Annotated in this window: 20 protein-coding genes, 1 other RNA gene and 1 pseudogene; 9 read left to right on the top strand and 13 right to left on the bottom strand. The window is 61.4% G+C overall.

Annotation, left to right across the window (positions count from 1 at the left end; genetic code table 11):
- The first annotated feature begins 258 nt into the window (after window positions 1-258).
- From NY023_RS24095 to gabP, 3 genes are all read left to right on the top strand, one after another.
- Window positions 259-1,611, top strand: a complete 1,353-nt coding sequence (locus NY023_RS24095) for an MFS transporter (RefSeq protein WP_013974311.1) — start codon at window positions 259-261, stop codon at window positions 1,609-1,611.
- Window positions 1,612-1,630: 19 nt separating this feature from the next.
- Window positions 1,631-2,977, top strand: coding sequence for a glucarate dehydratase (gene gudD, locus NY023_RS24090; protein WP_013974310.1), 1,347 nt, complete (start codon window positions 1,631-1,633; stop codon window positions 2,975-2,977).
- 419 nt (window positions 2,978-3,396) lie between these two features.
- A complete protein-coding gene (gene gabP / locus NY023_RS24085; protein WP_003258117.1) occupies window positions 3,397-4,788 on the top strand; it encodes a GABA permease in 1,392 nt (463 codons plus the stop codon).
- A 57-nt stretch (window positions 4,789-4,845) separates the two neighbouring features.
- Here gabP and NY023_RS24080 read toward each other — a convergent pair whose 3' ends face one another.
- A complete protein-coding gene (locus NY023_RS24080) occupies window positions 4,846-5,709 on the bottom strand; it encodes a LysR family transcriptional regulator (protein ID WP_013974309.1) in 864 nt (287 codons plus the stop codon).
- A 271-nt stretch (window positions 5,710-5,980) separates the two neighbouring features.
- Between NY023_RS24080 and NY023_RS24075 the strand changes: the two genes are divergently transcribed.
- Window positions 5,981-7,519, top strand: a complete 1,539-nt coding sequence (locus NY023_RS24075) for an MFS transporter (protein WP_013974308.1) — start codon at window positions 5,981-5,983, stop codon at window positions 7,517-7,519.
- Between the two features lie 307 nt (window positions 7,520-7,826).
- Here the strand turns inward: NY023_RS24075 and NY023_RS24070 are convergent, their stop codons facing one another.
- The 3 genes and pseudogenes from NY023_RS24070 to NY023_RS24060 form a co-directional block, all read right to left on the bottom strand.
- Window positions 7,827-8,531, bottom strand: coding sequence for a hypothetical protein (locus tag NY023_RS24070; protein ID WP_038410156.1), 705 nt, complete (start codon window positions 8,529-8,531; stop codon window positions 7,827-7,829).
- Between the two features lie 36 nt (window positions 8,532-8,567).
- A protein-coding gene (locus tag NY023_RS24065; protein ID WP_085982910.1) for an IS3 family transposase occupies window positions 8,568-9,730 on the bottom strand; the annotation gives its coding sequence in 2 pieces (ribosomal slippage) (window positions 8,568-9,475 and window positions 9,475-9,730; 1,164 coding nt in all).
- A gap of 127 nt (window positions 9,731-9,857) precedes the next feature.
- A pseudogene (locus tag NY023_RS24060) lies at window positions 9,858-10,493 on the bottom strand (site-specific integrase); the annotation flags it as partial.
- A gap of 113 nt (window positions 10,494-10,606) precedes the next feature.
- Between NY023_RS24060 and istA the strand changes: the two are divergent.
- Both istA and istB read left to right on the top strand, forming a co-directional pair.
- A complete protein-coding gene (gene istA, locus NY023_RS24055; RefSeq protein ID WP_024087936.1) occupies window positions 10,607-12,106 on the top strand; it encodes an IS21 family transposase in 1,500 nt (499 codons plus the stop codon).
- Window positions 12,099-12,899 (top strand): IS21-like element helper ATPase IstB, encoded by an 801-nt coding sequence (gene istB, locus NY023_RS24050; protein ID WP_013973271.1) that lies wholly within the window; start codon window positions 12,099-12,101, stop codon window positions 12,897-12,899. Before istA ends, istB begins: the two co-directional genes overlap by 8 nt.
- Window positions 12,900-13,041: 142 nt before the next feature.
- On the opposite strand, the gene NY023_RS27845 is transcribed toward istB, so the two are convergent.
- The 7 genes from NY023_RS27845 to NY023_RS24020 form a co-directional block, all read right to left on the bottom strand.
- Window positions 13,042-13,368: a DUF3987 domain-containing protein gene (locus tag NY023_RS27845; RefSeq protein ID WP_410479897.1), complete on the bottom strand. Its 327-nt coding sequence runs from the start codon at window positions 13,366-13,368 to the stop codon at window positions 13,042-13,044.
- A gap of 113 nt (window positions 13,369-13,481) precedes the next feature.
- On the bottom strand, window positions 13,482-13,730 hold the full coding sequence (locus tag NY023_RS24045) for a helix-turn-helix transcriptional regulator (RefSeq protein WP_013974306.1): 249 nt from the start codon (window positions 13,728-13,730) through the stop codon (window positions 13,482-13,484).
- 246 nt (window positions 13,731-13,976) lie between these two features.
- Window positions 13,977-14,371: a transfer-messenger RNA gene (ssrA, locus tag NY023_RS24040) on the bottom strand.
- Between the two features lie 99 nt (window positions 14,372-14,470).
- The gene (locus NY023_RS24035; protein WP_013974305.1) at window positions 14,471-14,767 is read right to left on the bottom strand and encodes a hypothetical protein; all 297 of its coding nucleotides are present in this window, start codon (window positions 14,765-14,767) and stop codon (window positions 14,471-14,473) included.
- Between the two features lie 275 nt (window positions 14,768-15,042).
- Window positions 15,043-17,853, bottom strand: a complete 2,811-nt coding sequence (locus tag NY023_RS24030) for an FAD-binding and (Fe-S)-binding domain-containing protein (protein ID WP_013974304.1) — start codon at window positions 17,851-17,853, stop codon at window positions 15,043-15,045.
- 75 nt (window positions 17,854-17,928) lie between these two features.
- Entirely contained in the window at window positions 17,929-19,074 is a 1,146-nt protein-coding gene (gene lldD, locus NY023_RS24025; protein ID WP_013974303.1) for an FMN-dependent L-lactate dehydrogenase LldD, read from the bottom strand.
- A 63-nt stretch (window positions 19,075-19,137) separates the two neighbouring features.
- Window positions 19,138-20,808, bottom strand: coding sequence for a lactate permease LctP family transporter (locus tag NY023_RS24020; RefSeq protein ID WP_013974302.1), 1,671 nt, complete (start codon window positions 20,806-20,808; stop codon window positions 19,138-19,140).
- A 256-nt stretch (window positions 20,809-21,064) separates the two neighbouring features.
- On the opposite strand from NY023_RS24020, the gene NY023_RS24015 reads away from it, so the two are divergent.
- The gene (locus NY023_RS24015) at window positions 21,065-21,832 is read left to right on the top strand and encodes an FCD domain-containing protein (protein WP_013974301.1); all 768 of its coding nucleotides are present in this window, start codon (window positions 21,065-21,067) and stop codon (window positions 21,830-21,832) included.
- 135 nt (window positions 21,833-21,967) lie between these two features.
- Here NY023_RS24015 and smpB read toward each other — a convergent pair whose 3' ends face one another.
- Window positions 21,968-22,450: an SsrA-binding protein SmpB gene (gene smpB / locus NY023_RS24010; protein WP_013974300.1), complete on the bottom strand. Its 483-nt coding sequence runs from the start codon at window positions 22,448-22,450 to the stop codon at window positions 21,968-21,970.
- A gap of 162 nt (window positions 22,451-22,612) precedes the next feature.
- On the opposite strand from smpB, the gene NY023_RS24005 reads away from it, so the two are divergent.
- Complete coding sequence (locus tag NY023_RS24005) at window positions 22,613-23,047, top strand: type II toxin-antitoxin system RatA family toxin (protein WP_003258078.1); 435 nt, start codon at window positions 22,613-22,615, stop codon at window positions 23,045-23,047.
- Between the two features lie 61 nt (window positions 23,048-23,108).
- On the opposite strand, the gene NY023_RS24000 is transcribed toward NY023_RS24005, so the two are convergent.
- The gene (locus NY023_RS24000; protein ID WP_015271871.1) at window positions 23,109-23,642 is read right to left on the bottom strand and encodes an outer membrane protein assembly factor BamE; all 534 of its coding nucleotides are present in this window, start codon (window positions 23,640-23,642) and stop codon (window positions 23,109-23,111) included.
- A 97-nt stretch (window positions 23,643-23,739) separates the two neighbouring features.
- Between NY023_RS24000 and fur the strand changes: the two genes are divergently transcribed.
- Entirely contained in the window at window positions 23,740-24,144 is a 405-nt protein-coding gene (gene fur / locus NY023_RS23995; RefSeq protein WP_012274258.1) for a ferric iron uptake transcriptional regulator, read from the top strand.
- The last annotated feature ends 1 nt before the right edge of the window (window position 24,145 follow it).

Here is a 24,145-nt window from a genome sequence, read left to right as displayed (position 1 = left end):
GTGATCCGATTGTTGTTGTACTTGTACGACAAGTTAATCGATATAAATATTTTTTGCCGATTTTTCCGGTGGTCAAGTCAGCGAGTAGTTTGTCTATTTTTGCAAGATCGACGCATATAGGCTTTGAGGTAGCTTGTATTTTGTGATTTTACCGATGTTGCTGATCTTGTCGTACAACTGCGCTGCGCATATGCTCCTCCCCACTGCCATGTCAGACAACCTCGACCCGCACAAAAACAATTAGTGGGAGATCCGCAAGTGAACGATACCCTCGCTCCGTCTGCCCGGAATGAAGGCGACGCCCTGGCCAGCGCCGTGGCCAAGGTCAAGCGCCACGTCCTGCCGCTGTTCGTCATCATGTTCATCGTCAACTACCTGGACCGCGTCAACATCGGCTTCGTCCGCCCCCATCTGGAAAGCGATCTGGGCATCAGCGCCGCGGCCTATGGCTTTGGCGCCGGCCTGTTCTTCATCGGCTACGCGCTGTTCGAAGTGCCCTCGAACATGCTGCTGCAGAAGGTCGGCGCACGGTTGTGGCTGACCCGCATCACGTTCACCTGGGGCCTGGTGGCCACGGCCATGGCCTTCGTGCAGAACGAAACCCAGTTCTACGTGCTGCGCTTTCTGCTGGGCGTTGCCGAAGCGGGCTTCTTCCCCGGTGTGATCTACTACTTCACCCGCTGGTTGCCGGCCGCCGAGCGTGGCAAGGCGATTGCCATCTTCCTCAGCGGCTCGGCATTGGCCTCGCTGATTTCCGGGCCATTGGCCGGTGCGCTGATGCAGATCCAGGGCTTGGGCATGCATGGCTGGCAATGGATGCTGTTCATCGAAGGCATGGCCTCGGTGACGCTGTGCTTCTTCGTGTTCTTCTGGCTCGACTCCAGGCCGCAGGACGCCAAGTGGCTGAGCCAGGCCGAGCAGGAAGCACTGGTGGGCGCCATCGATCGCGAGCAACTTGAGCGCGAAGCGGTCGGCGCGGTCAGGCCATCGGCCTGGAGCCTGCTCAAGGACCGCCAGATCCTGCTGTTCTGCCTGATCTACTTCTGCATCCAGCTGACCATCTACGCCGCCACCTTCTGGCTGCCGAGCATCATCAAGCGCATGGGTGACCTCAGCGACCTGCAGGTCGGCTTCTTCAACTCGATCCCGTGGCTGATCTCGATCCTGGCCATGTATGCCTTCGCCGCCGGCTCGGCGCGCTGGAAGTTCCAGCAGGCCTGGGTCGCAGGTGCGCTGGTGATCGCTGCCATCGGCATGTTCATGTCCACCACGGGTGGGCCGGTGTTCGCCTTTGTCGCGGTGTGCTTCGCGGCCATCGGTTTCAAGTCGGCATCGTCGCTGTTCTGGCCGATCCCGCAGGGCTACCTGGATGCCCGCATCGCCGCAGCTGTGATCGCGTTGATCAACTCGGTCGGTAACCTCGGCGGCTTCGTCGCCCCCACCACCTTCGGCCTGCTGGAGCAGCAGACCGGTTCGATCCAGGGCGGCCTGTACGGCCTGGCGGTGACCTCGGTGCTGGCAGCCATTGCCATCTTCTTCGTACGCACTCGCCCAAAGGGCGCCCCTTCCGATGACCTCAAGGCCCCTTCGGCCCTGGGTCAGAGCCATTGATGACTGCGAGACAACAACCATGAACATGCAGACCCTTCACACCAGCACCCCCGTGGTCACTGATCTGCGCGTGATCCCCGTCGCCGGGCACGACAGCATGCTGCTCAACCTTAGTGGTGCCCATGGCCCGTTCTTCACCCGTAACGTGGTGGTGCTGCGTGACAGCGCCGGCAATACCGGGTTGGGCGAGGTGCCGGGCGGCGAGAAGATCCGCCAGACACTGGAGGACGCCCGCAGCCTGGTGGTCGGCCAGCCGATCGGCCATTATCAGCGCGTGCTCAATGCCATGCGCCAGACCTTCGCCAACCGTGACTCGGCTGGTCGCGGCCTGCAGACCTTCGACCTGCGCATCACCGTGCATGCGGTGACGGCCATCGAGTCGGCGCTGCTCGACCTGCTCGGCCAGCACCTGAACGTGCCGATGGCGGCGCTGCTGGGCGAGGGGCAGCAGCGCGAGGCGGTGAAGATGCTCGGTTACCTGTTCTACATCGGCGACCGCCAGCAGACCGACCTGGCATACCGCAGCGAAGCCGATGCCGAGGACGACTGGTTCCGCCTGCGCCACGAAAAGGCCCTGACCCCGGACGCGGTGGTGCGTCTGGCCGAGGCCGCCAAGGCGCGCTATGGCTTCAGCGACTTCAAGCTCAAGGGCGGGGTGTTGCGCGGCGAGGAGGAGATGGAAGCGGTAACGGCGCTGGCCGAGCGCTTCCCCGAAGCCCGCATCACCCTCGACCCGAATGGTGCCTGGTCATTGAAGGAGGCCATTGCCCTGTGCCGCGACAAGCACGATGTGCTGGCCTATGCCGAAGACCCGTGCGGTGCCGAGAACGGCTACTCGGGCCGTGAGGTGATGGCCGAGTTCCGCCGCGCCACCGGCCTGCCCACCGCCACCAACATGATCGCTACCGACTGGCGGCAGATGGGCCATGCGATCCAGTTGCAATCGGTGGACATCCCGCTGGCCGACCCGCACTTCTGGACCTTGCAGGGTTCGGTACGGGTGGCGCAGATGTGCAACGACTGGGGGCTGACCTGGGGTTCGCATTCCAACAACCACTTCGATATCTCGCTGGCAATGTTCACCCAGGTGGCGGCTGCGGCGCCGGGGGAAATCACTGCGATCGACACCCACTGGATCTGGCAGGACGGCCAACGCCTGACCCGCGAACCACTGCGCATCGTCGACGGGCATGTGCACGTGCCGGCGCGGCCGGGGCTTGGGGTGGAGCTGGATGAAGACCAGTTGGCCAAGGCGCATGAGTGCTACCGCAACATGGGGTTGGGCGCGCGGGATGACAGCGTGGCAATGCAGTTCCTGATTCCGGGGTGGAGCTTCGATAACAAGCGGCCTTGCCTGGTGCGTTGAGGCTGCTGGCCTCTTCGCGGGCTTGCCCGCTCCCACAGGTACACCACAGGTTTGAGGGGCGTGGAGTACCTGTGGGAGCGGGCGAGCCCGCGAAAGGGCCAGTACAGCCAAAACACACCCAAATGAAAAACAAAAGCTCCAGACGGCCTGGTGACGGGATCGGGTATGCCATTCGCAACTTCTGACGTTAATGGGGATGCCCTGTCGTGATCGAACAGTTCCGGGGCGTTCTCGTGTAATTTCCCACAGCCCTGCGGGGCTTAAATGAAGCCCGACCTGCGCTGGCACGTTGCTCTGTGACGCGTGCCAAATATCAACAACAGAGCGCGAGTAACGTGTCGACTTATTGATTTCAAAGGAGATATTTTCGCCTACACCTGCCCGTCCATCCTTGTGTCAGTAAAAAGAGAACAACATCAATGAACACCGTGGGATCTGATGGCAACCTTGCACAAGGTTTCAAGCCACGTCACGTAACGATGCTGTCCATCGCCGGCATCATCGGCGCCGGACTTTTCGTCGGCTCTGGCCACGCCATCGCGGCAGCCGGGCCAGCTACCATAATTTCCTATTTCGTGGCCGGGACCTTGGTGGTACTGGTCATGCGCATGCTCGGCGAAATGGCCGTGGCACACCCGGACACCGGATCGTTTTCCACCTACGCCGAGCAGGCCATCGGCCGCTGGGCCGGCTACACCATCGGTTGGCTGTACTGGTGGTTCTGGGTACTGGTAATCCCGATCGAAGCGCTGGCCGCCGGGCATGTGCTGAACGCCTGGTTCCCGCAGGTGGACAGCTGGATATTCGCCCTGGCTTCGGTGCTGCTGCTGGCTGGTACCAACCTGTTCAGCGTGGCCAAGTACGGTGAGTTCGAGTTCTGGTTCGCCATTCTCAAGGTAACGGCCATTCTCGGTTTCATCGGCCTGGGTTTCGCCGCACTTATGGGCTGGCTGCCCAATCGCGAGGTCAGTGGCCTGAGCAGCTTGATGGCCGAGCACGGCGGCTTCGCGCCGAAGGGCTGGTCGGCCGTGGTTGGTGCGTTCATCACCGTGATGTTCAGCTTCATCGGCACCGAAGCGGTGACCATCGCCGCGTCCGAATCGAGCGACCCGTCGCGCAACATTGCCAAGGCCACTCGCTCGGTGATCTGGCGCATCAGTACCTTCTACATCCTGTCGATCTTCGTGATCATTTCGGTGGTGCCGTGGAACGACCCGCAGCTGGCGGTGGTGGGCTCCTACCAGCGTGCGCTGGAGATCATGAACATCCCCAACGCGGCCTTCATGGTCGACCTGGTGGTGCTAGTGGCAGTGACCAGCTGCATGAACTCTTCGATCTATATTGCCTCGCGGATGATGTACTCGCTGGCCAAGCGCGGTGACGCACCGGCCATGCTCAACAAGACCTCCAAGGTCGGTGTGCCACGCGCTGCGGTATTCGGCAGCACGCTGATCGGCGCGGCCATTGCCATCCTCAATTACTTCGCGCCGAAGGGTGTGTTCGAGTTCCTGCTGGCCAGCTCCGGTGCTATTGCCTTGCTGGTGTACATGGTCATCGCGATTTCGCAGCTGCGCATGCGTCGTCGCCTGGAGCGGGAAAACACCGAGCTGAAGTTCCGCATGTGGCTGTTCCCGTACCTGACCTGGGCGGTGATCCTGTTCATTGGCGGCGCACTGGCGGTCATGATGTTCACGCCTGAACACCGGGCAGAGGTGAGCTCGACATTGGGCCTGGCGATCGTGATTTCCTTCCTGGGGATCGTGACCACGCGGGGCAATGCGCAACCTGTGGGGGTGCGTTCGATGGGGTGATTGAGTTCACCTGGCGGTAGGGCAAAGGGCACCAGTGGATGGGTGCCCTTTGTTTTTTCAGCCTTTCATCATCTTGATGTATCTGATTGCCGCCGGCGCTTTCTCGAAGCGCCGGTGGATCAGGCTAAGCCACGAGCTGGCCTGGCAGTCGACAATACGCCGGTAGTGCACCTGCGGCAGGCTGATGCGCTGCACCACCGATTCCGGCACCACTGCGATGCCTTGGCCGAGTGACACCAGGGTGATCACCGCCACCAGGCTGCCCGGCTGAGGGCCGAGCCTCGGGACGAAACCACCTTGTGCTGCCACTTCCAGCGTGCCGGAGATCTGTTCGGGTAGGATGAAGGTTTCATTGGCCAGGCGCGAGGCCGGGATCTGCGGCACTTCATTTATCCGTGAGCTGGCGGGCAGGGCGAGGACGAAACCTTCCTGGTGCAAGGCGATAGCTTCGAGTTCCTCGGGCAGCTCCATCGGCGAGCGCACATAGGCAAGGTCAAGCAGGCCGTCGCGGACCATGCCGGGCAGTTCGGCCATGGGCAGTTCGCGAATGTTCAGGCGTACGCCGGGGCAGGTTTCGCTGTAGCGGCTGACTTGCTGCTGGAGCGTGCCCGAGTACGCGGCCGAAGCCACATAGCCCAGTTCGATGCGCCCGCTTTCGCCTCGGGCGGCCCGTTGCGCGCCCAGTTGTGCAGCATCGAACTGGCGCACGGCATGTTCGGCCTCGATCAAAAGCGCCTGGCCCGCTGCGGTGAGGTTGACCTCGCGCTGGTTGCGCTCGAACAGGCGCACGCCCAGTTCGCGCTCCATGTCCTGGATCTGCCGGCTGAGCGTGGGCGGGGCGATGCCCAGCTGTTCGGCGGCACGGGTGAAATGACCGTGGCGGGCGACGCAGAGGAAGTAGCGGAAATGGCGGATTTCCATGGGTGTTACCTGCAGGGTAATGACGCAAGCCGCCGTGGCTAACAAGCCTGGGGGCTGTTGGCGTTATGGTGAGGCCAACACTACAAGGCTGGTGGCTTGGCGGCAAAGGCTGCCTGGGAATTGCAGGGGACCGCTTTGCAGTCCATCGCAGGTACAGGTATTGCGCAATCCTCGAAGGCGGTGCGGTCCCTGTAGGAGCTGGCTTGCCTGCGATGGGCTGCAGGGCAGCCCCGGCGATTTGACCAACCAGCCCTGCATCCGGAGCCTCACCATGCCCTCTGCGAGTTTCACCCTGCTCTCCGCCTCCCTGGTCTGTGCCCTGATCATCCTCGACACCAACATCGTCGCGGTCAGCCTGCCCAGCATCGCCCGCGACCTGTCCGGCTCGTTTGCCGATATCGAATGGGTGGTCAGCGCCTACCTGCTGGCCTTTGCCGCCTGCCTGCTGCCCGCTGGCAGCCTGGCCGACCGCTTTGGTCGCCGCCGCATGCTGCTGCTCGGCCTGGCCCTGTTCGGCCTCGCCTCGCTGGCCTGTGGCGCGGCGCCCAACCTGCTGTTCCTCGACCTGGCCAGGGCAGCCAAGGGCGTTGGCGCGGCATTGCTGCTGACCTCGGCCCTGGCCGCGATCGGCAATCGCTTCCACCAACCCCAGGAACGCATGCGCGCCTGGGCCTTCTGGGGCGCCTGCATGGGCGCCACCATCACCTTTGCGCCGCTGCTGGGCGGGTTGATCGCCAGCACCCTTGGCTGGCGCTGGATCTTCTACATCAACCTGCCGTTGGTGGCAGTGCTCGCAGTGATGGTGCTGCGCAGTGTCGAAGAGTCCCGTGACAGCGCTGCGGCCCGGCTCGACCCATGGGGCAGCCTGACTTTCGCCGGCAGCCTGGGTTACCTGATCTGGGCAATGATCGATGCCAACCAGGTGGGCTGGGGCAGTGCGCAAACCCTGGGACGGCTGGTGATCAGCGCCTTCCTGTTCGGCCTGTTCGTCATGGTCGAGCGCAGCCAGGAACGGCCGATGATCGACCTGCGGCTGATGCGCAGCGGGCGCTTCGTTGGCGCCTTGCTGGGGATGTTTGCCTATGCTGCCTGCGCCCAGGTGATGATGACCCTGCTGCCACTGTACTTGCAGAACGGCCTGCAGCTGTCGGCCCTGGCCGCAGGGGCGGGCATGCTGCCGTTTGCCGTGGCCATGCTGCTGACGCCACGCCTGGGCATGCGCCTGGCTGCACACTTTAGCCCGGCGCAGGTGTTCGCGCTTGGGCTGGTGCTGGTGGGGGCGGGTAACCTGCTGTGTGCCTGGGCCACGCAGCAGGGCGGTTACGGTGCATTCGCCCTGGCCAGTCTGGTGCTGGGTGCTGGCGCCGGGCTGCTGAATGGCGATACGCAGAAGAACATCATGGCTTGCGTGCCGCGTGAGCGCACCGGAATGGCTTCGGGGCTGAGTACAACCACGCGTTTCGGGGCGATCGTGCTGGCCATCGGTGGGCTGGGTGGTGTGCTGGCTGCACGTAGTGGGCAGTTGCTGTATGAGGCCATGGCTGCCGTGGCGCCTGGGCAATCGGGCCAGGTTTCCGCGATGGCTACCCGGGTTGCCGCGGGTGATTTGCAGGCGGCGTTGGCGTTGCTGGAGCCCAGGTTGCGGGAAACGGTGGCACCCTTGGCCCGCCAGGCGTTCGTCGGGGGCTTCGAAGCCGTGTTGCAGGTCGCCGGTGTGGCGGCGCTGCTGTTCGCGATGCTGGTTGGCGTGTTGCTGAGCCGGCCGCTGCCGGCCGTGCCGGAAGTGTTGCTGGCTGAGAGGCAATCATGAAGCTGGCGGCGGGCATCACGACCTGGCGACTGGGGCGACCAGCGCTTGCTGTCACTCACGTGGTGGAAGCCGTGTTTGGGTTGAGAGACCGGTGAAGAGCAAACCGGCGCAGGGAGTATCTTTGGGAAACGCCCTATGCGGAAAAGCCTGATTCTGACTTTGTGGGCTCGCACAACCCAAAATCCAGGCACAAAAAAAGACGCCCGAGGGCGTCTTCTTCTTTGGAATTTGGTGGGCCGGGGGGATTTGAACCTGCGTCTAATTCAGTATTTTCGCGGTCTCCAGAGAATACGCTGCCATTACGCTGTCATTCCTGTTCGCGCGCAGCTGACTCCCCAGCTTTTAGCTTTCCTTTTTTCCATAGCCTAAAACTCGTGCTACCTGGAGTGCTTTCTCTCGCGTGCTTGAATGCAACCCCAGTGCTTTCGCCTTGGAGAAGGTGATATGCGAGGAAGGTCTGGGCAAACTGGGATGCGATGGCACCGTGGACGCTCTGGAACGGAGCTATGAACTGACTACAAATTGCCATTTTCGAGAGCATCCCGCCAAGCGACTGATATCCAGTCTTGCAGCAAAGAGATATGAATACTTTCTTCTTCGCTCCACGTTTTTGGAAGGCTTTAGCAATAGCTTCGCGGCCGGCCCATCCCTCATTCGCCAGTAGAAGGGAATCTTGACTACCATGCCCGATCAGGATCACGTGGGAGTAGTTTGCCTGCTCAACTGACCATATGGCTTTCAGTTCAGCTAGAGATCGTATTTTGTAGGCCTTCACATGATCGTCAGGTACAAGTAATCGGCAGTACTGTAGTACTGACTTGGCTAGAGGGTCGAGGAGCGTTTGTTCGGTTTTTAAGTCGCCGAGGGTAAGAATGAGTATGCCAATGTTTCTGTGGCACAACCCCGATCCGATCCATTCCGAAACAGCTCCCTGCCTCAGCTGGACCTTTACCTTTCCAGGCTCGGCGGCGACAACGCTGGTTTCCCAAACCACTGAAGGTACATCCTCCATTCCTCCTATTCTGGAGGTTGGTACGAACTGTAGTGGTCAACTAATCCCGGACACCGGATTAAGTTTTTCCTCGGCAATCGCCGGAGGTAACCCACCGTTGAACTGATGCGGTCGCTCCCAGTTGTAGCGTTGCATCAGAAACCTGCCGATGTCCTGCTGTGCCTGCGCAGCACTCATGTAGCCCACACTTGGCACCCACTCCGTTTTCAGGCTGCGGAACAAACGCTCCATAGGCGCATTGTCCAGGCAATTACCTCTGCGGCTCATGCTTTGCTTGAAGCGGTAACGCCACAACCGCTGACGAAAAGCTCGGCTGCCATACTGGCTGCCCTGATCACTGTGAAACAGTACATTCTGCGGCCGCCCGCGGTGCTCGTACGCCATGTCCAGCGCCTTGATGACCAATTCGCTGTCCGGTTTGGGTGAAAACGCCCAGCCCACCATGCGACGTGCAAAAAGGTCGATAACTGCCGCCACATAGTGCCACTGGCCTTGAGCCCACACATACGTGATGTCGCCGCACCATACTTGATTCGGTGCCGTAACATCGAATGCGCGCTCCAGCACGTTCGGGATGTCAGGGCGCTCTACTGTGGCCTTCTTGTAGGCATGTGAACCCGGTTGCTTACTGATCAGCTTCATTTCGCGCATCAACTTGCGCACCTTGAAGCGGCCGATCTGAATGCCTTCTTGGCGCATCATGCACATGATGGTTCGACTACCTGCGGCACTACGGCTCTGTGTAAATAGCTCGTTAACCCGAACGCGCAGTGCCAGTCGCGCAACGTCCGGAGATCGCCGTTTATGGCAATGCGCGTAGTAACACGAGCGAGTGACTTCAAACACCGAGCAGAGTAATTCGACAGGCTCCTCGCGGCGGAGCTGATCAATCAACGCGAGCGCTCGTGTTCCTCGGCCATCAAGAGCGCGGTAGCCTTTTTTAAAATCGATTTCTCCCGTTCCAGCCGGTTGATCCGAGCTTCCAACTCTTGGATCTTCTGCTGCTCGGGGGTCAGCGCCTTGCTCGTTGGCGTAGCACCGCCACGTTCTGACTGGAGTTGATTCACCCAGCGGCGCAGCGCCGATTCAACCAAGTCGAGCGACCGGGCGGCTTCAGTAAGGCTATAGCCCTGGTCGAGCACCAGGCCGGCTGCCTCGCGCTTGAATTCGGGGGTGAAAGTACGTCGTTGTCTGCTCATCGAACACCTCTGTGTGGCGACCATTTTCGCCTAAAAAGGTGTCCGGGGTTAGTAGACCACTACAAACACTCTTTCGCCTTCTACAAGTTTCCTTGCCATCTGATGGTTCCCTACCGTTGTCGATCAGCTACTTTTCTGGGTCAGGGATAATGCTTGGTTCCGGTGCAGTGCACCACAAGGAAATCGCCTTACTGCCGGCATCCTGGTCGGCATTCGGCATCCATCTACCATAAACCCTGGCGATCATCGTCCAGTCGCTATGCCCCATCTGTTGCGCGACCCACATGGGATGCTCGCCGGCCGACAGCATCATTGAGGCATAGGTGTGCCTAGTCTGGTAAGGCCGACGGTAGCGCACGGCTGCCCTTTGTAGTGCGTGCGCCCACATGGTCTTGCGGATCGGACCGTCGCCTGCCCAGCGCTCGCCGGTCCTAGGGTTTTGGAACACCTCTACGCCTGCTAGGAAAGTGAATTTCTTTTGCGCTTCGAGTGCTTCCAAGGCTGGCCCGAGCAGCTTGATGCTGCGCTTCCCGGAAACGGTCTTCGTAACCTCGGCTTTTCCTTTGGCAGCCTGGGTCATCGCCCGTGAGATGTGAGCCTCGCCGCGTAGCCAATCGATGTCGCCCCAGTCGAGCGCCACCAGCTCGCTGGTGCGCATGCCGGTCCAAAACGCGAACTGGACCAGGTTCTGCGCCTGGCCGGTGAGCGCGGCGGCGATAGCGCGTTGCTCATCGGTGGAGAACGGATCTACGTCATCGTCCTGTTGCCGCTGACCGAAAACTGACCCAGTTTCGCCCATTGTGCTGACTGAAAACTGACCCAGGTGTTCCACTGTACCTGCTCAATTTTTGAGCAGGAGAACACAGGGTGATCAGCATGGAAATGATGGGCAAAATTCGGCGGATGTATTTCCGCGACAAGCTGTCGTTGCATGAGATAGCCAAGCGCACCGGCCTGTCGCGCAACACCATCCGAAAATGGGTCAGAGCGTCGGAGTCCAAGCAGCCGGTTTATCAGCGTCGAGCCGTGTTCAACAAGCTCAGTCCCTTTCACGAGATGTTGGAGCAGGCGCTGCGGGCTGATGCCTTGAGGGCCAAGCAACATCGTCGCAGTGCCAAGGCGCTGCTGGCCATGATCCGCGCTGAAGGCTATGACGGCGGCTACAGCCAGCTCACTGCCTTCGTTCGTCATTGGCGCGGAGAGCAAGGCAAGGCGGTACGGGCATTTGTGCCGTTGGCGTTCGCATTGGGCGAGGCCTTCCAGTTCGATTGGAGCGAGGAAGGCCTGCTGATTGGCGGTGTTTTCCGACGTGTCCAGGTCGCGCACATGAAGCTATGTGCCAGCCGAGCCTTCTGGCTAGTGGCCTATCCCAGCCAAGGGCATGAAATGCTGTTCGATGCCCATACCCGCTCATTCGCCGCCATGGGCGGCGTGCCGCGTCGCGGCATCTACGACAACATGAAAACGGCGGTCGACAAGGTCTCCAAGGGTAAAGGCCGCACGGTCAACGCTCGCTTCATGGTGATGTGCTCGCACTACCTGTTCGACCCGGACTTCTGCAACGTAGCGTCCGGCTGGGAAAAAGGTATCGTCGAAAAGAATGTCCAAGATAGTCGGCGCCGCATCTGGCTGTCTGCCTGCGACAATACTTTCCATAGCTTCGAAGAGTTGAATGCCTGGCTTGCCCAGCGCTGTCGGGCTCTGTGGCACGAGCTGATCCATCCGCAGTACAACGGCCTCACCGTTGCAGAAGTCTTAGAACTGGAGCGCGTCGAAATGATGCCGATGCCGACGCCTTTCGACGGTTATGTAGAGCGCACGGTTCGCGTTTCCAGCACCTGTCTGATCAACGTGGCCCGCAACCGCTATTCAGTACCCTGTGAGCGTGTTGGCCAGTGGGTCAGCAGTCGGCTCTATCCCTCGCGAATCGTCGTGATTGCCGATGATGGTGTGATTGCCAGCCACGAGCGCCTGTTTGATCGCGATCAGGTCAGCTACGACTGGCAACACTATATCCCCCTCATTGAGCGTAAACCGGGAGCCCTACGCAATGGTGCCCCGTTTGCCGACCTACCCAAGCCACTACGCCTGCTCAGGCGCGGGCTGCGGCGGCATCTACAGGGTGATCGGGTCATGACCCAGGTCTTGGCCGCCGTGCCCGTCGCTGGCCTGGATGCTGTCCTCGTAGCGGTTGAGCTGGTTTTGGAATCTGGCAGCCTGAGCGCTGACCACATCCTCAATATCGTGGCCCGTCTGACCGCCCGTGAAGCACCACCCTCGGTCGAAACCAACCTGCAACTGAAAGTTACCCCTATCGCCAATACCGCGCGCTATGACCGGTTGCGCAGCACAGATGAGGAGGTGCGCAATGCGTGATCTTACAGAGGAACTCAAAGACTTACGCCTGCACGGCATGGCCACTGCCTGGGCAGATCTGGCCGCACAAGGTGAATCCACCACCGCCTCATCGAAATGGCTGATCGAGCATCTCCTCGATCAGGAACACGCCGACCGGGCAGTGCGCTCGGTACATCATCAGATGAATATGGCGAAACTGCCCATACACCGCGATCTGGCTGGCTTCGACTTCGGTGTATCCAGCGCTGATGCCCGGCTGATCAAGGAACTGTCCACTCTGACCTTCACCGACACAGCTCAAAATGTGGTGTTCATCGGCGGCCCTGGCACCGGTAAAACGCACCTCGCCACCGCCCTGGCGGTGGCCAGCATCACCCAACACAACAAGCGTGTACGCTTCCACTCCACGGTCGATCTGGTCAACCTGCTGGAGCGTGAGAAGCACGAGGGTAAGACAGGGCGTATCGCCCGAGGACTACTGCGTGCAGATCTGGTAATCCTTGATGAGCTTGGCTACCTACCTTTCAGCCAGAGCGGCGGGGCCTTGCTGTTCCACTTGCTCTCTAAGCTTTACGAGCACACCAGTGTGATCATCACCACCAACCTCAGCTTCGCCGAATGGTCGAGCGTATTTGGCGACGCCAAGATGACCACGGCCTTGCTCGACCGATTGACCCACCACTGCCACATCGTCGAGACGGGGAATGAATCGTACCGCCTGCAAAACAGCACCTTAGTGGCCAAGACCAAGATCCAGGCGAGGGAGCGCAGGCGACAGGATATCGAGGAGGCGGAGGACGACCCGTTTTGACCTCTTTGGGCTGGCCTTGCTGAGTGCAGGGTCAGCACTTTTACGACGCTGTCGACTGCTAGGCTTATCCACAATTGCCGGGGTCTAAATCGGCAAGCAGCCCTGGGTCATTTTTCAATCGGCAGGGTGGGTCAATTTTCAATCAGCGCCGACAGGTCCTGTACTCCTCCAACGCCATGGAGTGCTGATTTCGCTCTCTTGTCTCCAATGCGTCCAAGGGACGAAGCGCTTGCTTGAGCGCTGGTGTTTTCATTGCAGACGGCCTTCCAATGATGACTCCCCATTGGTTGGGAACGACAGTCCAATCATCATGTTGCTTCGGGTGGATGGTGAATTTGCGTCCGACTACGGCGCTAACAGCAACCACAAGCGCGCCCCCAACGAAATCCGGTGGGCACTGAGTGCGCTCGGCGACATCCAGCACGTATTCTTGAAGAACAGCAGGCAGTAGCTCTCCACGCCAGGGCATAACCCTGGCCAATCCGCTCGGCAGTGGCTTTGGCACGATGCTTGGATTCAGATACGAAGCACGTGCTGCCTCGGGCATTTCCGCCAAGAACGACGGTATCTGCTCGTGTGTGGTCATTGCTCAGCTCTCTCAGAGAGAGCCCGAGTGACTCCATCACGCTCGCTGATCTTGCCCTCCAGCCAGGCTTCCACCTCCGCGACGACGAAGTAAACGCCAGCCTGTTTGGTTGAGCCAAATTTGATGGGGCGAGGGAAGCTGGGATCGTTTTCTCGCAGCTTCTCGAGGCCGGAGCGGCTCTTGTCAAAGCATTGCTGCAGAGAGGTATGGCTGATCAGGTACTTCTTGGGGGCATGTGTCGGCATGTGCGGGTCTCTGTGTGTAAGCCGACACAGATTTAATACTCCTGAAAGATCGCTGTGGCGCGTTTTCAAACCGGAAAAGCGACAGAAAACGTTTTTTCGGTTGTTGAGGTAACGGCGGTAGCCGGGGAGGGGCTTCACGGGAAGGGAGGCTGTCATAAAGCTGGCATTACCCAACCATAACGGCCCAAAAAGACACAAAAAAGGCACTGTAGCTGTTCGCTAAGTGCCTGATTTGTAAAGGATATTTGGTGGAGCCGGGGGGATTTGAACCCCCGTCCGCCAGTACTCCGCTGTCGGTACTACATGCTTAGCCGTGTCTACTGAGTTAATCCGCAGCCGCCCGACGGGCAGGGTGCTTTGGACGAGTTGGGTAAGTTTTAGTCGCTTTGCCCCCAACGTGCTACACGACGATCCTGTTCTGTATGACAATCATTTCGGGTTTACAGGCATCCCCTGATGATTGCTGGAGCCGAAGCTACCAGAAGGTCGGGCTCGGCTGCTTACGCAGCGAGAGCGTACTCCGCCTCGAAGTTTTCGTCATTGGCAACTATAGAAAGTTGCAACAGTGGATTTACGAGTTCTGTTACCAACTCGGCATGCACCTAGAGTTTCGCTACCGGCGTCGAATCCTGATCGGCCCCACACTAGCTCTAAGCTAACGCACCTTACGGTACGTGAGGCGGAGTATACGCCATTGCGCGGGCGACGTCGACAGCCAGTCCGGTCGCCCGCTTTTGGGCTCACGCGCCGCTACCGCCGCCGCTGGTGCCGCTGCCTTTCTCCGTTTTTTCCAACCGCTCCAGGACTTTACTGGTGATGGCGATGCATTCCTTGGTGTCCCCCGATGCCTGGGCAGCCTTGGCTTTGTCGACGTGCTCGGTGATGGCCTTGTCCAGGCCTTCGGAGGTAGCGCCGGCGGTGGCCATGCTGTCGTCGATCTTTTGCAGGTTGGCGGTGCAGAGGTCTTCGGCGGCGAATACCGGCGAAGCCAGCAGGGTGGCGGCCGCGAACAGGGCCGAAAGCGCGGTACCTTTCATGGGAGTCTCCTTCTGGGCCTCTGGAAGGTGGGCCTGTAAGGATGGACTGCGGGGGATTGGCGGGGGTTCAATCGGGATGGCACCGGCTTTGCCGGTGTTCGCGGCTGAAGCCGCTCCTACAGGTACAGCGTGGGCCCAAAGCCGGCGCGGTACCTGTGGGAGCGGGCGTGCCCGCGAAGCAGGCTGCGCGGTGTATGGCACCGGCTGCGCCGGTGTTCGCGGGCATGCCCGCTCCCACAGGGATTGCGGCAGCTATCAGGTTTTGTGTTAAACGGTCATATGCTACGCGGCCGGGTGACGCGGTCTACCAGGTAGACCAGCCCGTGGTAGTCGATGCCGCTATGGCTGGACAGGCCGATCTCGCAGGTGCGGCTGGTGGAGATGCCTTCGCTGCAATATTGCACCGCATCCTTCAGGCTGCGCAGCGAGTGGGCGTTGAGCTCGGGGGTGGTGAAGCCTTTGTCACCGGCAAAGCCGCAGCAGTGTATGCCCTCCGGGATCACCACCTGTTTGCTGCAACGCCGCGCCAGGTCGATCAGCGCCTGGCTTTCGCCCAGGTGCTGGGTGCTGCAGGTCACATGCACGGCCACTGGTTCGTCCTGGGGGGTGAACTCCAGGCGCTCGAGCAGGTGGGTGCGGATGAAGCGCACCGGGTCGTACAGGTCCAGCCGGGTGTCGTTCAGGTCCTGCACCAGGCGCAGAGTGCAGGGGCTGGTGTCGCAGTAGATCGGGTCGAGGCCGCCGCGGCTTGCGTGCAGCAGGGCGGCAATCAGTTCCTGGCGTTTGTGCTCGGCCTGCTCGGGGTAGCCCTTGGAGGCAAACGGCTGGCCGCAGCACAGGCTGTCGGCATTGTCGGGGAATACCACCTGGTAACCGGCCTTTTCCAGCAGGGCGCGGGTCTTGTCCAGCAGCGAACTCTGCTCGCGGTCGGCATAGGCCGGGCCCATCACCCGCGAGACGCAGGCAGCCAGGTACACCACGCGAGGGCGGGCGTCGTTGCTGGCCGGGCCAAAGTCCAGTGGGCGCAGTGGTTGTGGCATCGCCGGGGTCCACTTTGGCAGGCGGCCTTTGCTGGCTTTGTTCAGCGAAGCGCTCAGGCGGCCCAGGCGTGGGGCGCCGAGCAGCTTGCGTGCGGTATTGGCGGCGGTCAGGGTCAGGCGCGCGCCGCCCAGGGCGGTGTGGAAGTGTTCGGCTAGCCAGTCGGCGGTTTTTTCGTGTTCGGCGGCCTGGCTGCGCAGTTTCTTCACCAGTTCGCCGGTGTTGATGCCAACCGGGCAGCGCTGGGCGCACAGGCCGGTGGCGGCGCAGGTGTCGATGCCCTGGTACTGGTAGGTCTGGCGCAATTCCCGGGTGTCGATGCCGGCGCGCTGTTTGGCCTGGATGTCACGCCACATGACGATGCGCTGACGTGGGCTGAGGGTCAGGCCTTTGGAAGGGCACACCGGTTCGCAGAAGCCGCACTCGATGCACTTGTCGACGATCTCGTCGGCAGCGGGCAGCGGCTTGAGGTTTTTCAGGTGGATGTCCGGGTCTTCACTGAGCACCACGTCGGGGTTGAGGATACCGTTGGGGTCGAGCAGGCGCTTGAGCTTCCACATCAGTTGATAGGCGTCGTGGCCCCATTCCAGCTCCACAAACGGTGCCATGTTGCGCCCGGTGCCGTGCTCGGCCTTGAGCGAGCCGCCGAACTCCACCGCCACCAGTTGCGCCACATCGTCCATGAAGGCCTGGTAGCGGGCGACTTCCTCGGCGCTGTTGAAACCCTGGGTGAAGACGAAGTGCAGGTTGCCTTCCAGGGCGTGGCCGAAAATGATCGCTTCATCGTAGCGATGCTTGTCGAACAGCTGGATCAGGCGGTTGACGCCTTCGGCCAGTTGCTCGATGGGGAAGGTGACGTCTTCGATGATGACGGTGGTGCCGGTCTGGCGTACGGCGCCGACGGCGGGGAAGGTGTCCTTGCGGATCTTCCACAGCTGGTTGTACACGGCGGGGTCTTCGCTGAAGTCCACCTGCTGTTCCAGTGGGAAGTCGGCGATCGAGGCCATCACCTGTTGCAGCTGTTCATGCAGCAGGCTCTGGCTGGCGGCACGGGACTCGATCAGCAGGGCGCAGGCGTTGTCCGACAGGCCTTTTACCCACAGAGGCATGCCGGGCATGTTCTGCACCGAGCGAAGGCTGCGGCGGTCGAGCAGTTCAACGGCCGAGACCGGCTGGCGCTTGAGAACGGTCACCGCGCGGCAGCAGCTTTCCACGCTGGGGAAAACCAGCAGTGCGCTGGCCTTGTGCGGGTGGTCGGGCACGGTGTCGTAGGTGACGGCACTGATGAAGCCCAAGGTGCCTTCGGAGCCGACCAACAGGTGCTGCAGGATATCCAGCGGTTGGTCGTAGTCCACCAATGCGTTCAGCGATAGGCCAGTGGTGTTCTTCAGCCGGTATTTGTGCCGGATGCGCTCGGCGAGTGCAGTGTTGGCGCGGGTCTCGCGGCCCAGGCGGGCCAGTGCTTCCAGCAGGCCGGCGTGGCTGGCCTCGAACGCGGCGACGCTGGCCGGGTCTTCGCTGTCCAGGCGCGTGCCGTCGGCCAGCACCAGGCGCAGGCCGGCCAGGGTGTGGTAGGTGTTCTGCGCGGTGCCGCAGCACATGCCGCTGGCGTTGTTGGCGACGATGCCGCCAATCTTGCAGGCGTTGATCGACGCCGGGTCGGGGCCGATCTTGCGCCCGAAGGGAGCCAGCCAGGCATTGGCCTGGGCGCCGATGACGCCGGGCTGCAAGCGGATCTGCTCGCCTTGGCCGCGGATTTCGCGGCCGTTCCAGTTATCGCCCAGCACGATCAGCACCGAGTCACTGATGGCCTGGCCGGACAGGCTGGTGCCGGCGGCGCGGAAGGTGACCGGCACCCGCTCGCGCTGGGCCAGTTTGATCAGGCCGACCACTTCGTCTTCTGACTCGACGCGCACCACCAGCTTGGGGATCAGCCGGTAGAAGCTGGCATCGGTGCCGAAGGCCAGGGTGGAGGTGGGGTCGTCGAAGCGGCGTTCGGCGGGGATCAGGCGCTCGGCATCACGCAGGAACGCGGCGGGCAGGCTCATGCAGTCTCCTCGCGGGGCCGTGGCGTCTGTGCGCCACATGCCCCGGGTCAATCAGGCGGTCGTTCTTGCGGGCGGTCAGGCGCCCAGTTCGCGTACCAGCGAGTCGCGGGTGATCTCGCTGATCGACTTGGCGCCGGTCAGCACCATCGCTACGCGCATTTCCTTTTCGAACAGCTCCAGCAGGTTTTTCACCCCGGCCTGGCCGTGCACGGCAAGGGCGTAGAGGAAGGCGCGGCCGATCAGTACGGTATCGGCGCCCAGGGCGATCATGCGCACCACGTCGAGGCCGCTGCGGATGCCGGAATCGGCGAGGATCTTCAGGTCACCTTTGACCGCATCGGCAATTGCCGGCAGGGCGCGGGCGCTGGACAGCACGCCGTCGAGCTGGCGGCCGCCGTGGTTGGACACGACGATGCCGTCGGCACCGAACCTGACCGCATCGCGGGCGTCATCGGCATCGAGAATGCCTTTGATGATCATCGGGCCGTCCCAGAACTCGCGGATCCACTCCAGGTCTTTCCAGGAGATCGACGGGTCGAAGTTGTTGGCCAGCCAGCCGATGTAGTCGGCAAGGCCGGTGGGGTTGCCACGGTAGGTGGAAATGTTGCCCAGGTCGTGTGGGCGCCCCATCACGCCGACATCCCATGCCCACTCGGGGTGGGTCATGGCTTGTAGCACGCGGCGCAGCGGGCCGTTCTTGCCGCTCATGCCAGAATGGGCGTCGCGGTAGCGGGCGCCGGGTGTCGGCATGTCGACAGTGAACACCAGGGTCTTGACCCCGGCGGCCTTGGCCCGCTCCAGGGCGTTGCGCATGAAGCCGCGGTCCTTGAGAACGTACAGCTGGAACCACATCGGCCGGTCGATGGCCGGGGCCACTTCTTCGATCGGGCACACCGACACCGTGGACATGGTGAACGGAATGCCGTGGGCCGCCGCCGCACGTGCCGCCTGCACTTCACCACGGCGGGCGTACATGCCGGTGAGGCCGACCGGGGCCAGGGCCACCGGCATGCTCAGGGTTTCGTCGAACAGCTTGGTCTGCAGGCTGAGCTCGGACATGTTCTTCAGCACGCGCTGACGCAGGGCAATGCTGGCCAGGTCCGAGACGTTGTGGCGCAGGGTGTGCTCGGCGTAGGCGCCGCCGTCGGCATAGTGGAACAGGAAGGGAGGCAGCTTGCGTTGGGCCGCGGCGCGATAGTCGGTAGAGGCAGAAATGATCATGGATTCTCGCAGCGTTGCGTGTGGGGATTGCCGGGCGCGCGATGGCGCCCGGCCCCTTTCACTTTAGTGATGAACCAGCATGCCGGTCAGCCAATAGGCCTGGATCAGGGTGATCAGGCCGACGATGGTGGCGAAGAACAGGCTGTGCTTGACGGTAAAGCGGAACAGGTCGGATTCCTTGCCAACCAGGCCGGTGGCGGCGCAAGCCACGGCGATCGACTGCGGCGAGATCATCTTGCCGGTCACGCCGCCGCTGGTGTTGGCCGCTACCAGCAGAGTGTCGTTGACCCCGATCTGGTGCGCGGTGGTGGCCTGCAACGAGCTGAACAGGGCGTTGGACGAGGTGTCGGAACCGGTCAGGAACACACCCAGCCAGCCGAGGAACGGCGAGAAGAACGGGAACGCGGCACCGGTACCGGCCAGCACCAGGGCCATGGTCGAGGACATGCCCGAGTAGTTGGTGACGAAGGCGAAGGCCAGCACCATGCCGATCGATAGGATTGGCCAGCGCAGCTCCCAGAAGGTTTCCTTGAAAGTGGTCAGACCAGTTTTGAAGTTGATCTTCAGCACGGCCATGGAGATCAGCGCCGAGAGGAAGATCGCGGTGCCGGTGGCAGAGATCGGGTCGAGCTTGAACACCGCTGGCATGGCGGTTGGCGCGGCGACGATCGGTGCGGACTTGATCACCAGTTGGTCGAGGTGCGGGATAGCGAAGTTGAACACGAAGTTGTACATCGCGCCGCCCGGGGCGAAGGCCGCCTTGAACGGTTTCAGGGTCCAGATGGTGACCAGCACAGTGAGGATCAGGAACGGCGACCAGGCTTTGAAGATCTCGCCAAAGCTGTAGGGGCTTGGTTGGCTGCCGCTTGGCTGGACCACGGCGGCACCGACGCTGCCCTTGGCTTCGGCGAACGAACGCTTTGGCTGCCAGACTTTCAGGAACAGGGTCAGGGCGATCAGGCTGGCCAGGGCCGAGGTGATGTCCGGAAGCTCCGGGCCGATGAAGTTCGAGGTGAAGTACTGGGTGACGGCGAAGCTCAAGCCGGCGACCAGGGCGGCAGGCCAGGTTTCCTTCACGCCACGCAGGCCGTCCATCATGAATACCAGCCAGAACGGTACGAACAGCGACAGCAGCGGCAGCTGGCGACCGGTCATGGCGCCAATGTGGAAGGCGTCGATGCCGGTAACCTGGCCGGCCACGATGATCGGGATGCCCAGGGCGCCAAAGGCCACTGGCGCGGTGTTGGCGATCAGGCACAGGCCGGCGGCGTACAGCGGGTTGAAGCCCAGGCCCACCAGCAGCGCGGCAGTGATTGCCACCGGTGCACCAAAGCCCGCCGCACCTTCCAGGAAGGCACCGAAGCAGAAACCGATCAGCAGCACTTGCAGGCGCTGGTCGTCGGTAATCGACAGCACCGAGCTGCGGATCACTTCGAACTGGCCGCTCTTGACCGTGAGTTTGTACAGGAACACCGCGGCAACGATGATCCAGGCAATCGGCCAGAGGCCGTAGAGGAAGCCATAACCTGCAGCGGCGAATGCCATGTCGACAGGCATCTGGAAGGCGAAGATCGCCACCAGGATCGACAATGCGAGGGTGATGCTGCCGGCCACGTGGCCTTTGAGGCGGAACACCGCGAGGGCAAGGAAGAAGAAGACGATGGGGATGACCGCCGCCAGTGCGGACAGGCCAAGACTACCAAGCGGACTATAGATTTGTTGCCAGGTTTGCATATGGGGTGGCCCCTAATTGTTGTTGGTCAGGCACTGGCATTGGATAATTGGTAAGACCAATTTACAATGGCTGGGCGCTAGGTTAAAAGCGTCTTCGTGGGTGTGTCAATTTGTCCCGTGCAAAACTTTGGTCGTGTGCCGATGAGTGGGCATCTGATGGGCGGGGAAAATCGTCGGCTGGTGGGTGTTTGCAAGGCCCGGATCGGCGAGAATAGGCGCCCCCTGAAATCTGCCGGGGGTTTGTGGAGAGCATGTGATGGTTTTTGATCAGGTCCGCCAACGGCGCCTGTCCGACGACATCGTCGATCGGTTGGAAGGGATGATTCTGGAAGGTACGCTGACGTCTGGTCAGCGGCTGCCGGCCGAGCGCGTCCTTGCCGAGCAGTTCGGCGTGTCCCGCCCATCACTGCGTGAGGCGATCCAGAAGCTGGTGGCCAAGGGGCTGCTGGTCAGCCGCCAGGGTGGGGGCAATTTTGTCGCCGAGTCTCTGGGGTCCACTTTCAGCGACCCATTGCTGCAACTGCTTGAACACAGTGCCGAGGCGCAGCGTGACCTGCTCGAATTCCGCCATACCCTGGAGGCGTCCTGCGCCTACTACGCGGCCCAGCGCGCCACCCAGCCGGACCGGGCACGCCTCAAGGCGGCCTTCGATGCGCTGCAGGACTGTTATGCCAGGGCCGACGAAGTGACTCGGGCGGAGGAAGGCGCGGCCGATGCGCGCTTCCACCTGGCGATTGCCGAGGCTAGCCATAATGCCGTGTTGCTGCACACCATTCGGGGCTTGTTCGACCTGCTCAAGCGCAACGTGGTGACCAACATCGGCGGCATGTACCAGCAACGGACCGAGACTCGGGACATGCTGATCAGCCAGCACCGGGAGCTGTACCTGGCGATAGTCGAGGGCAGGGCGGAGGATGCGCGGGAAGTGTCCAGCCGGCACATTCTGTATGTGCAGGAGGTACTGGAAGAGGCGCATGAAGAAGCGCAGCGAGTGGCGCGGGCGGAGCGGCGTAGCGGGCGTTGAGATTTGTACTGGCAGTGCTGGCCTCTTCGCGGGTAAACCCGCTCCCACAGAGACCGCACCGAATCTGAACTCAGTGTGAATCCTGTGGGAGCGGGTTTACCCGCGAAGAGGCCGGAGCAGGCTGAAGAAGAGGTATTACTCTTCCTTGCCCTTGTTCCGCACAGCCCGCTGCAGCTCGCGGTTGGAATCGCGCTCGCGCATGGTGTCGCGCTTGTCGAATTCCTTCTTGCCCTTGCCCAGTGCGATTTCGCACTTGATCAGGTGCTTGCTCCAGTACAGCGCCAGGGCCACGCAGGTGTAGCCTTTTTGCGCCACGGCCGCTTCCAGGCGCTCGAGTTCGCGCTTGTTCAGCAGCAGCTTGCGAGTGCGGATGGGGTCGGCGATGACGTGGGTGCTGGCCGTGGTCAGCGGGGTGATGTGGCTGCCGAACAGCCAGGCCTCACCGTCCTTCAGCAGCACATAGCTGTCAGTCAGGTGCGCCTTGCCGGCTCGCAGGCTTTTTACTTCCCAGCCGGACAGGACCAGCCCGGCCTCGAACTTGTGTTCGATGAAGTAATCGTGTCGCGCCTTCTTGTTCTGCGCGATGGTCCCGGTCGGATGTTTCTTTTGTTTAGCCATAGGGGCGGCATTATAGGCAGTCGCCGCGTCGTCGGCTATGGGATTTCGGTGTGCTTGAGCCACTGCAATGAATACCGGACAATACAGCCGCTGTCTTTGCGACAGAACTTGTTTTCGGCACGCTGCGAAGCGCCGCCACCCAGCCTTGGAAGTGATGCCTGGATGACTACCCATATTCAACGCTCCGCCCTGCTGCCGTATCCCGCCCAGGCGCTCTACGATCTGGTCAACGATGTGGCCAGCTACCCGCAGTTTCTGCCTTGGTGCTCGGCCTCGACGGTGATCGAAGCCAGCGACACGCACATGCGTGCCAAGCTCGAAGTGGCCAAGGGCGGCATGAGCCAGCACTTCGTCACGCGCAATGTACTGGTGCCGGGGCAGTCTATCGAGATGAACCTAGAGGAGGGGCCGTTCACCCAGTTGCATGGCCTTTGGGTGTTCAAGCCGCTGGGTGAAAAGGCCTGCAAGATCAGCCTGGACCTTTCGTTCGACTATGCTGGCCCGCTGGTGCGTGCGACTTTGGGGCCGCTGTTCAACCAGGCGGCAAATACGCTGGTGGATGCGTTTTGCCAGCGTGCCAAGCAACTGAATGCCTGACTGAAACAGCGGCAACAAAAAGCCCGGACCAGGTCCGGGCTTTTTTGTATCTGCTCGCCGCTTATTGAGGCGAGGTTTCCAGCGGCGCTGGAGTCGGGACCGGGGTGGTCTCGATGGTGTCGATTTCGCGCTGGATGGATTCTTCCACCGAACCTGGCTTGGCCGGTTTTTCTTCAGGCTGCGCGGTGGGCTGCTCTGGCTGGTTGGCCGGGCTGACCGTGGTGTCGCTGCTGCCGCCGAGGATTTCCTGGTCGCGGCTGACGCCTGGCATGAAGTCGCCGGACAGGCTCACCAACTGGTCGCTTTCGTTGAAGAACACGCTCATGCGTTCTTGCTGGCGTTTGCCGCCGCCTGGCTGCAGGCTGTACAGGTAATCCCAGCGGTTGGTGTTGAAGGTGTCCTGGATTAGCGGGTTACCCATGATAAACCTTACTTGCCGGCGGGTCATTCCGGGGCGCAATTGGTCTATCATGTCTTGCGTAACGACATTGCCCTGCTGGATGTCGATTTTGTAAACCCCGGGAAACGAGCAACCGGCGAGTGCGAGCAGTCCCACTAGGGTGAGGCTGGTTAGCAAGAGCTTGGTGTTTTGCATCGGTGGGCGACTTCCACTATCTTGGCTGGACAACGTAAACCCCGATCATACCCGTATTAAGAGAAGCTGCGAAGCAGCATCGGCGAGAAAGCTGACCATGGTTGAAAATAGCGAATTGCGCAAAGCCGGTCTCAAGGTGACCCTGCCTCGAGTCAAGATCCTTCAGATGCTCGACTCCACCGAGCAGCGTCACATGAGCGCCGAGGATGTCTACAAGGCGCTGATGGAGGCTGGCGAGGACGTAGGCCTGGCCACCGTCTACCGCGTACTGACCCAGTTCGAAGCGGCGGGTCTGGTGGTTCGCCACAACTTCGACGGCGGTCATGCGGTGTTCGAACTGGCCGATGGCGGTCACCACGACCATATGGTCAACGTGGATACCAGTGAAGTCATCGAGTTCATGGATGCCGAGATCGAGAAACGCCAGCGCGAAATCGTGGCCGAGCATGGCTACGAGCTGGTAGACCACAATCTGGTCTTGTACGTGCGTAAAAAGAAGTAAC

Origin of the sequence: Pseudomonas sp. NBB (assembly GCF_032701105.1) — a bacterium.
Classification (GTDB): Bacteria; Pseudomonadota; Gammaproteobacteria; order Pseudomonadales; family Pseudomonadaceae; genus Aquipseudomonas; species Aquipseudomonas asiatica.
Note: the sequence above shows the minus strand (reverse complement) of the source record. Positions and strands in the feature narration are given on the sequence as shown.

What these genes read in the sequence shown, in the direction of transcription:
- lldD (WP_013974303.1), bottom strand. Translation starts at nt 19,074, where the DNA reads ATGATCATTTCTGCCTCTACCGACTATCGCGCCGCGGCCCAACGCAAG.
- NY023_RS24015 (WP_013974301.1), top strand. Translation starts at nt 21,065, where the DNA reads ATGGTTTTTGATCAGGTCCGCCAACGGCGCCTGTCCGACGACATCGTC.
- istA (WP_024087936.1), top strand. Translation starts at nt 10,607, where the DNA reads ATGGAAATGATGGGCAAAATTCGGCGGATGTATTTCCGCGACAAGCTG.
- NY023_RS24000 (WP_015271871.1), bottom strand. Translation starts at nt 23,642, where the DNA reads ATGCAAAACACCAAGCTCTTGCTAACCAGCCTCACCCTAGTGGGACTG.
- NY023_RS24035 (WP_013974305.1), bottom strand. Translation starts at nt 14,767, where the DNA reads ATGAAAGGTACCGCGCTTTCGGCCCTGTTCGCGGCCGCCACCCTGCTG.
- NY023_RS24070 (WP_038410156.1), bottom strand. Translation starts at nt 8,531, where the DNA reads ATGGAGGATGTACCTTCAGTGGTTTGGGAAACCAGCGTTGTCGCCGCC.
- NY023_RS27845 (WP_410479897.1), bottom strand. Translation starts at nt 13,368, where the DNA reads ATGCCCTGGCGTGGAGAGCTACTGCCTGCTGTTCTTCAAGAATACGTG.
- NY023_RS24075 (WP_013974308.1), top strand. Translation starts at nt 5,981, where the DNA reads ATGCCCTCTGCGAGTTTCACCCTGCTCTCCGCCTCCCTGGTCTGTGCC.
- gabP (WP_003258117.1), top strand. Translation starts at nt 3,397, where the DNA reads ATGAACACCGTGGGATCTGATGGCAACCTTGCACAAGGTTTCAAGCCA.
- gudD (WP_013974310.1), top strand. Translation starts at nt 1,631, where the DNA reads ATGAACATGCAGACCCTTCACACCAGCACCCCCGTGGTCACTGATCTG.
- NY023_RS24005 (WP_003258078.1), top strand. Translation starts at nt 22,613, where the DNA reads ATGACTACCCATATTCAACGCTCCGCCCTGCTGCCGTATCCCGCCCAG.
- NY023_RS24080 (WP_013974309.1), bottom strand. Translation starts at nt 5,709, where the DNA reads ATGGAAATCCGCCATTTCCGCTACTTCCTCTGCGTCGCCCGCCACGGT.
- NY023_RS24045 (WP_013974306.1), bottom strand. Translation starts at nt 13,730, where the DNA reads ATGCCGACACATGCCCCCAAGAAGTACCTGATCAGCCATACCTCTCTG.
- NY023_RS24020 (WP_013974302.1), bottom strand. Translation starts at nt 20,808, where the DNA reads ATGCAAACCTGGCAACAAATCTATAGTCCGCTTGGTAGTCTTGGCCTG.
- NY023_RS24030 (WP_013974304.1), bottom strand. Translation starts at nt 17,853, where the DNA reads ATGAGCCTGCCCGCCGCGTTCCTGCGTGATGCCGAGCGCCTGATCCCC.
- istB (WP_013973271.1), top strand. Translation starts at nt 12,099, where the DNA reads ATGCGTGATCTTACAGAGGAACTCAAAGACTTACGCCTGCACGGCATG.
- smpB (WP_013974300.1), bottom strand. Translation starts at nt 22,450, where the DNA reads ATGGCTAAACAAAAGAAACATCCGACCGGGACCATCGCGCAGAACAAG.
- fur (WP_012274258.1), top strand. Translation starts at nt 23,740, where the DNA reads ATGGTTGAAAATAGCGAATTGCGCAAAGCCGGTCTCAAGGTGACCCTG.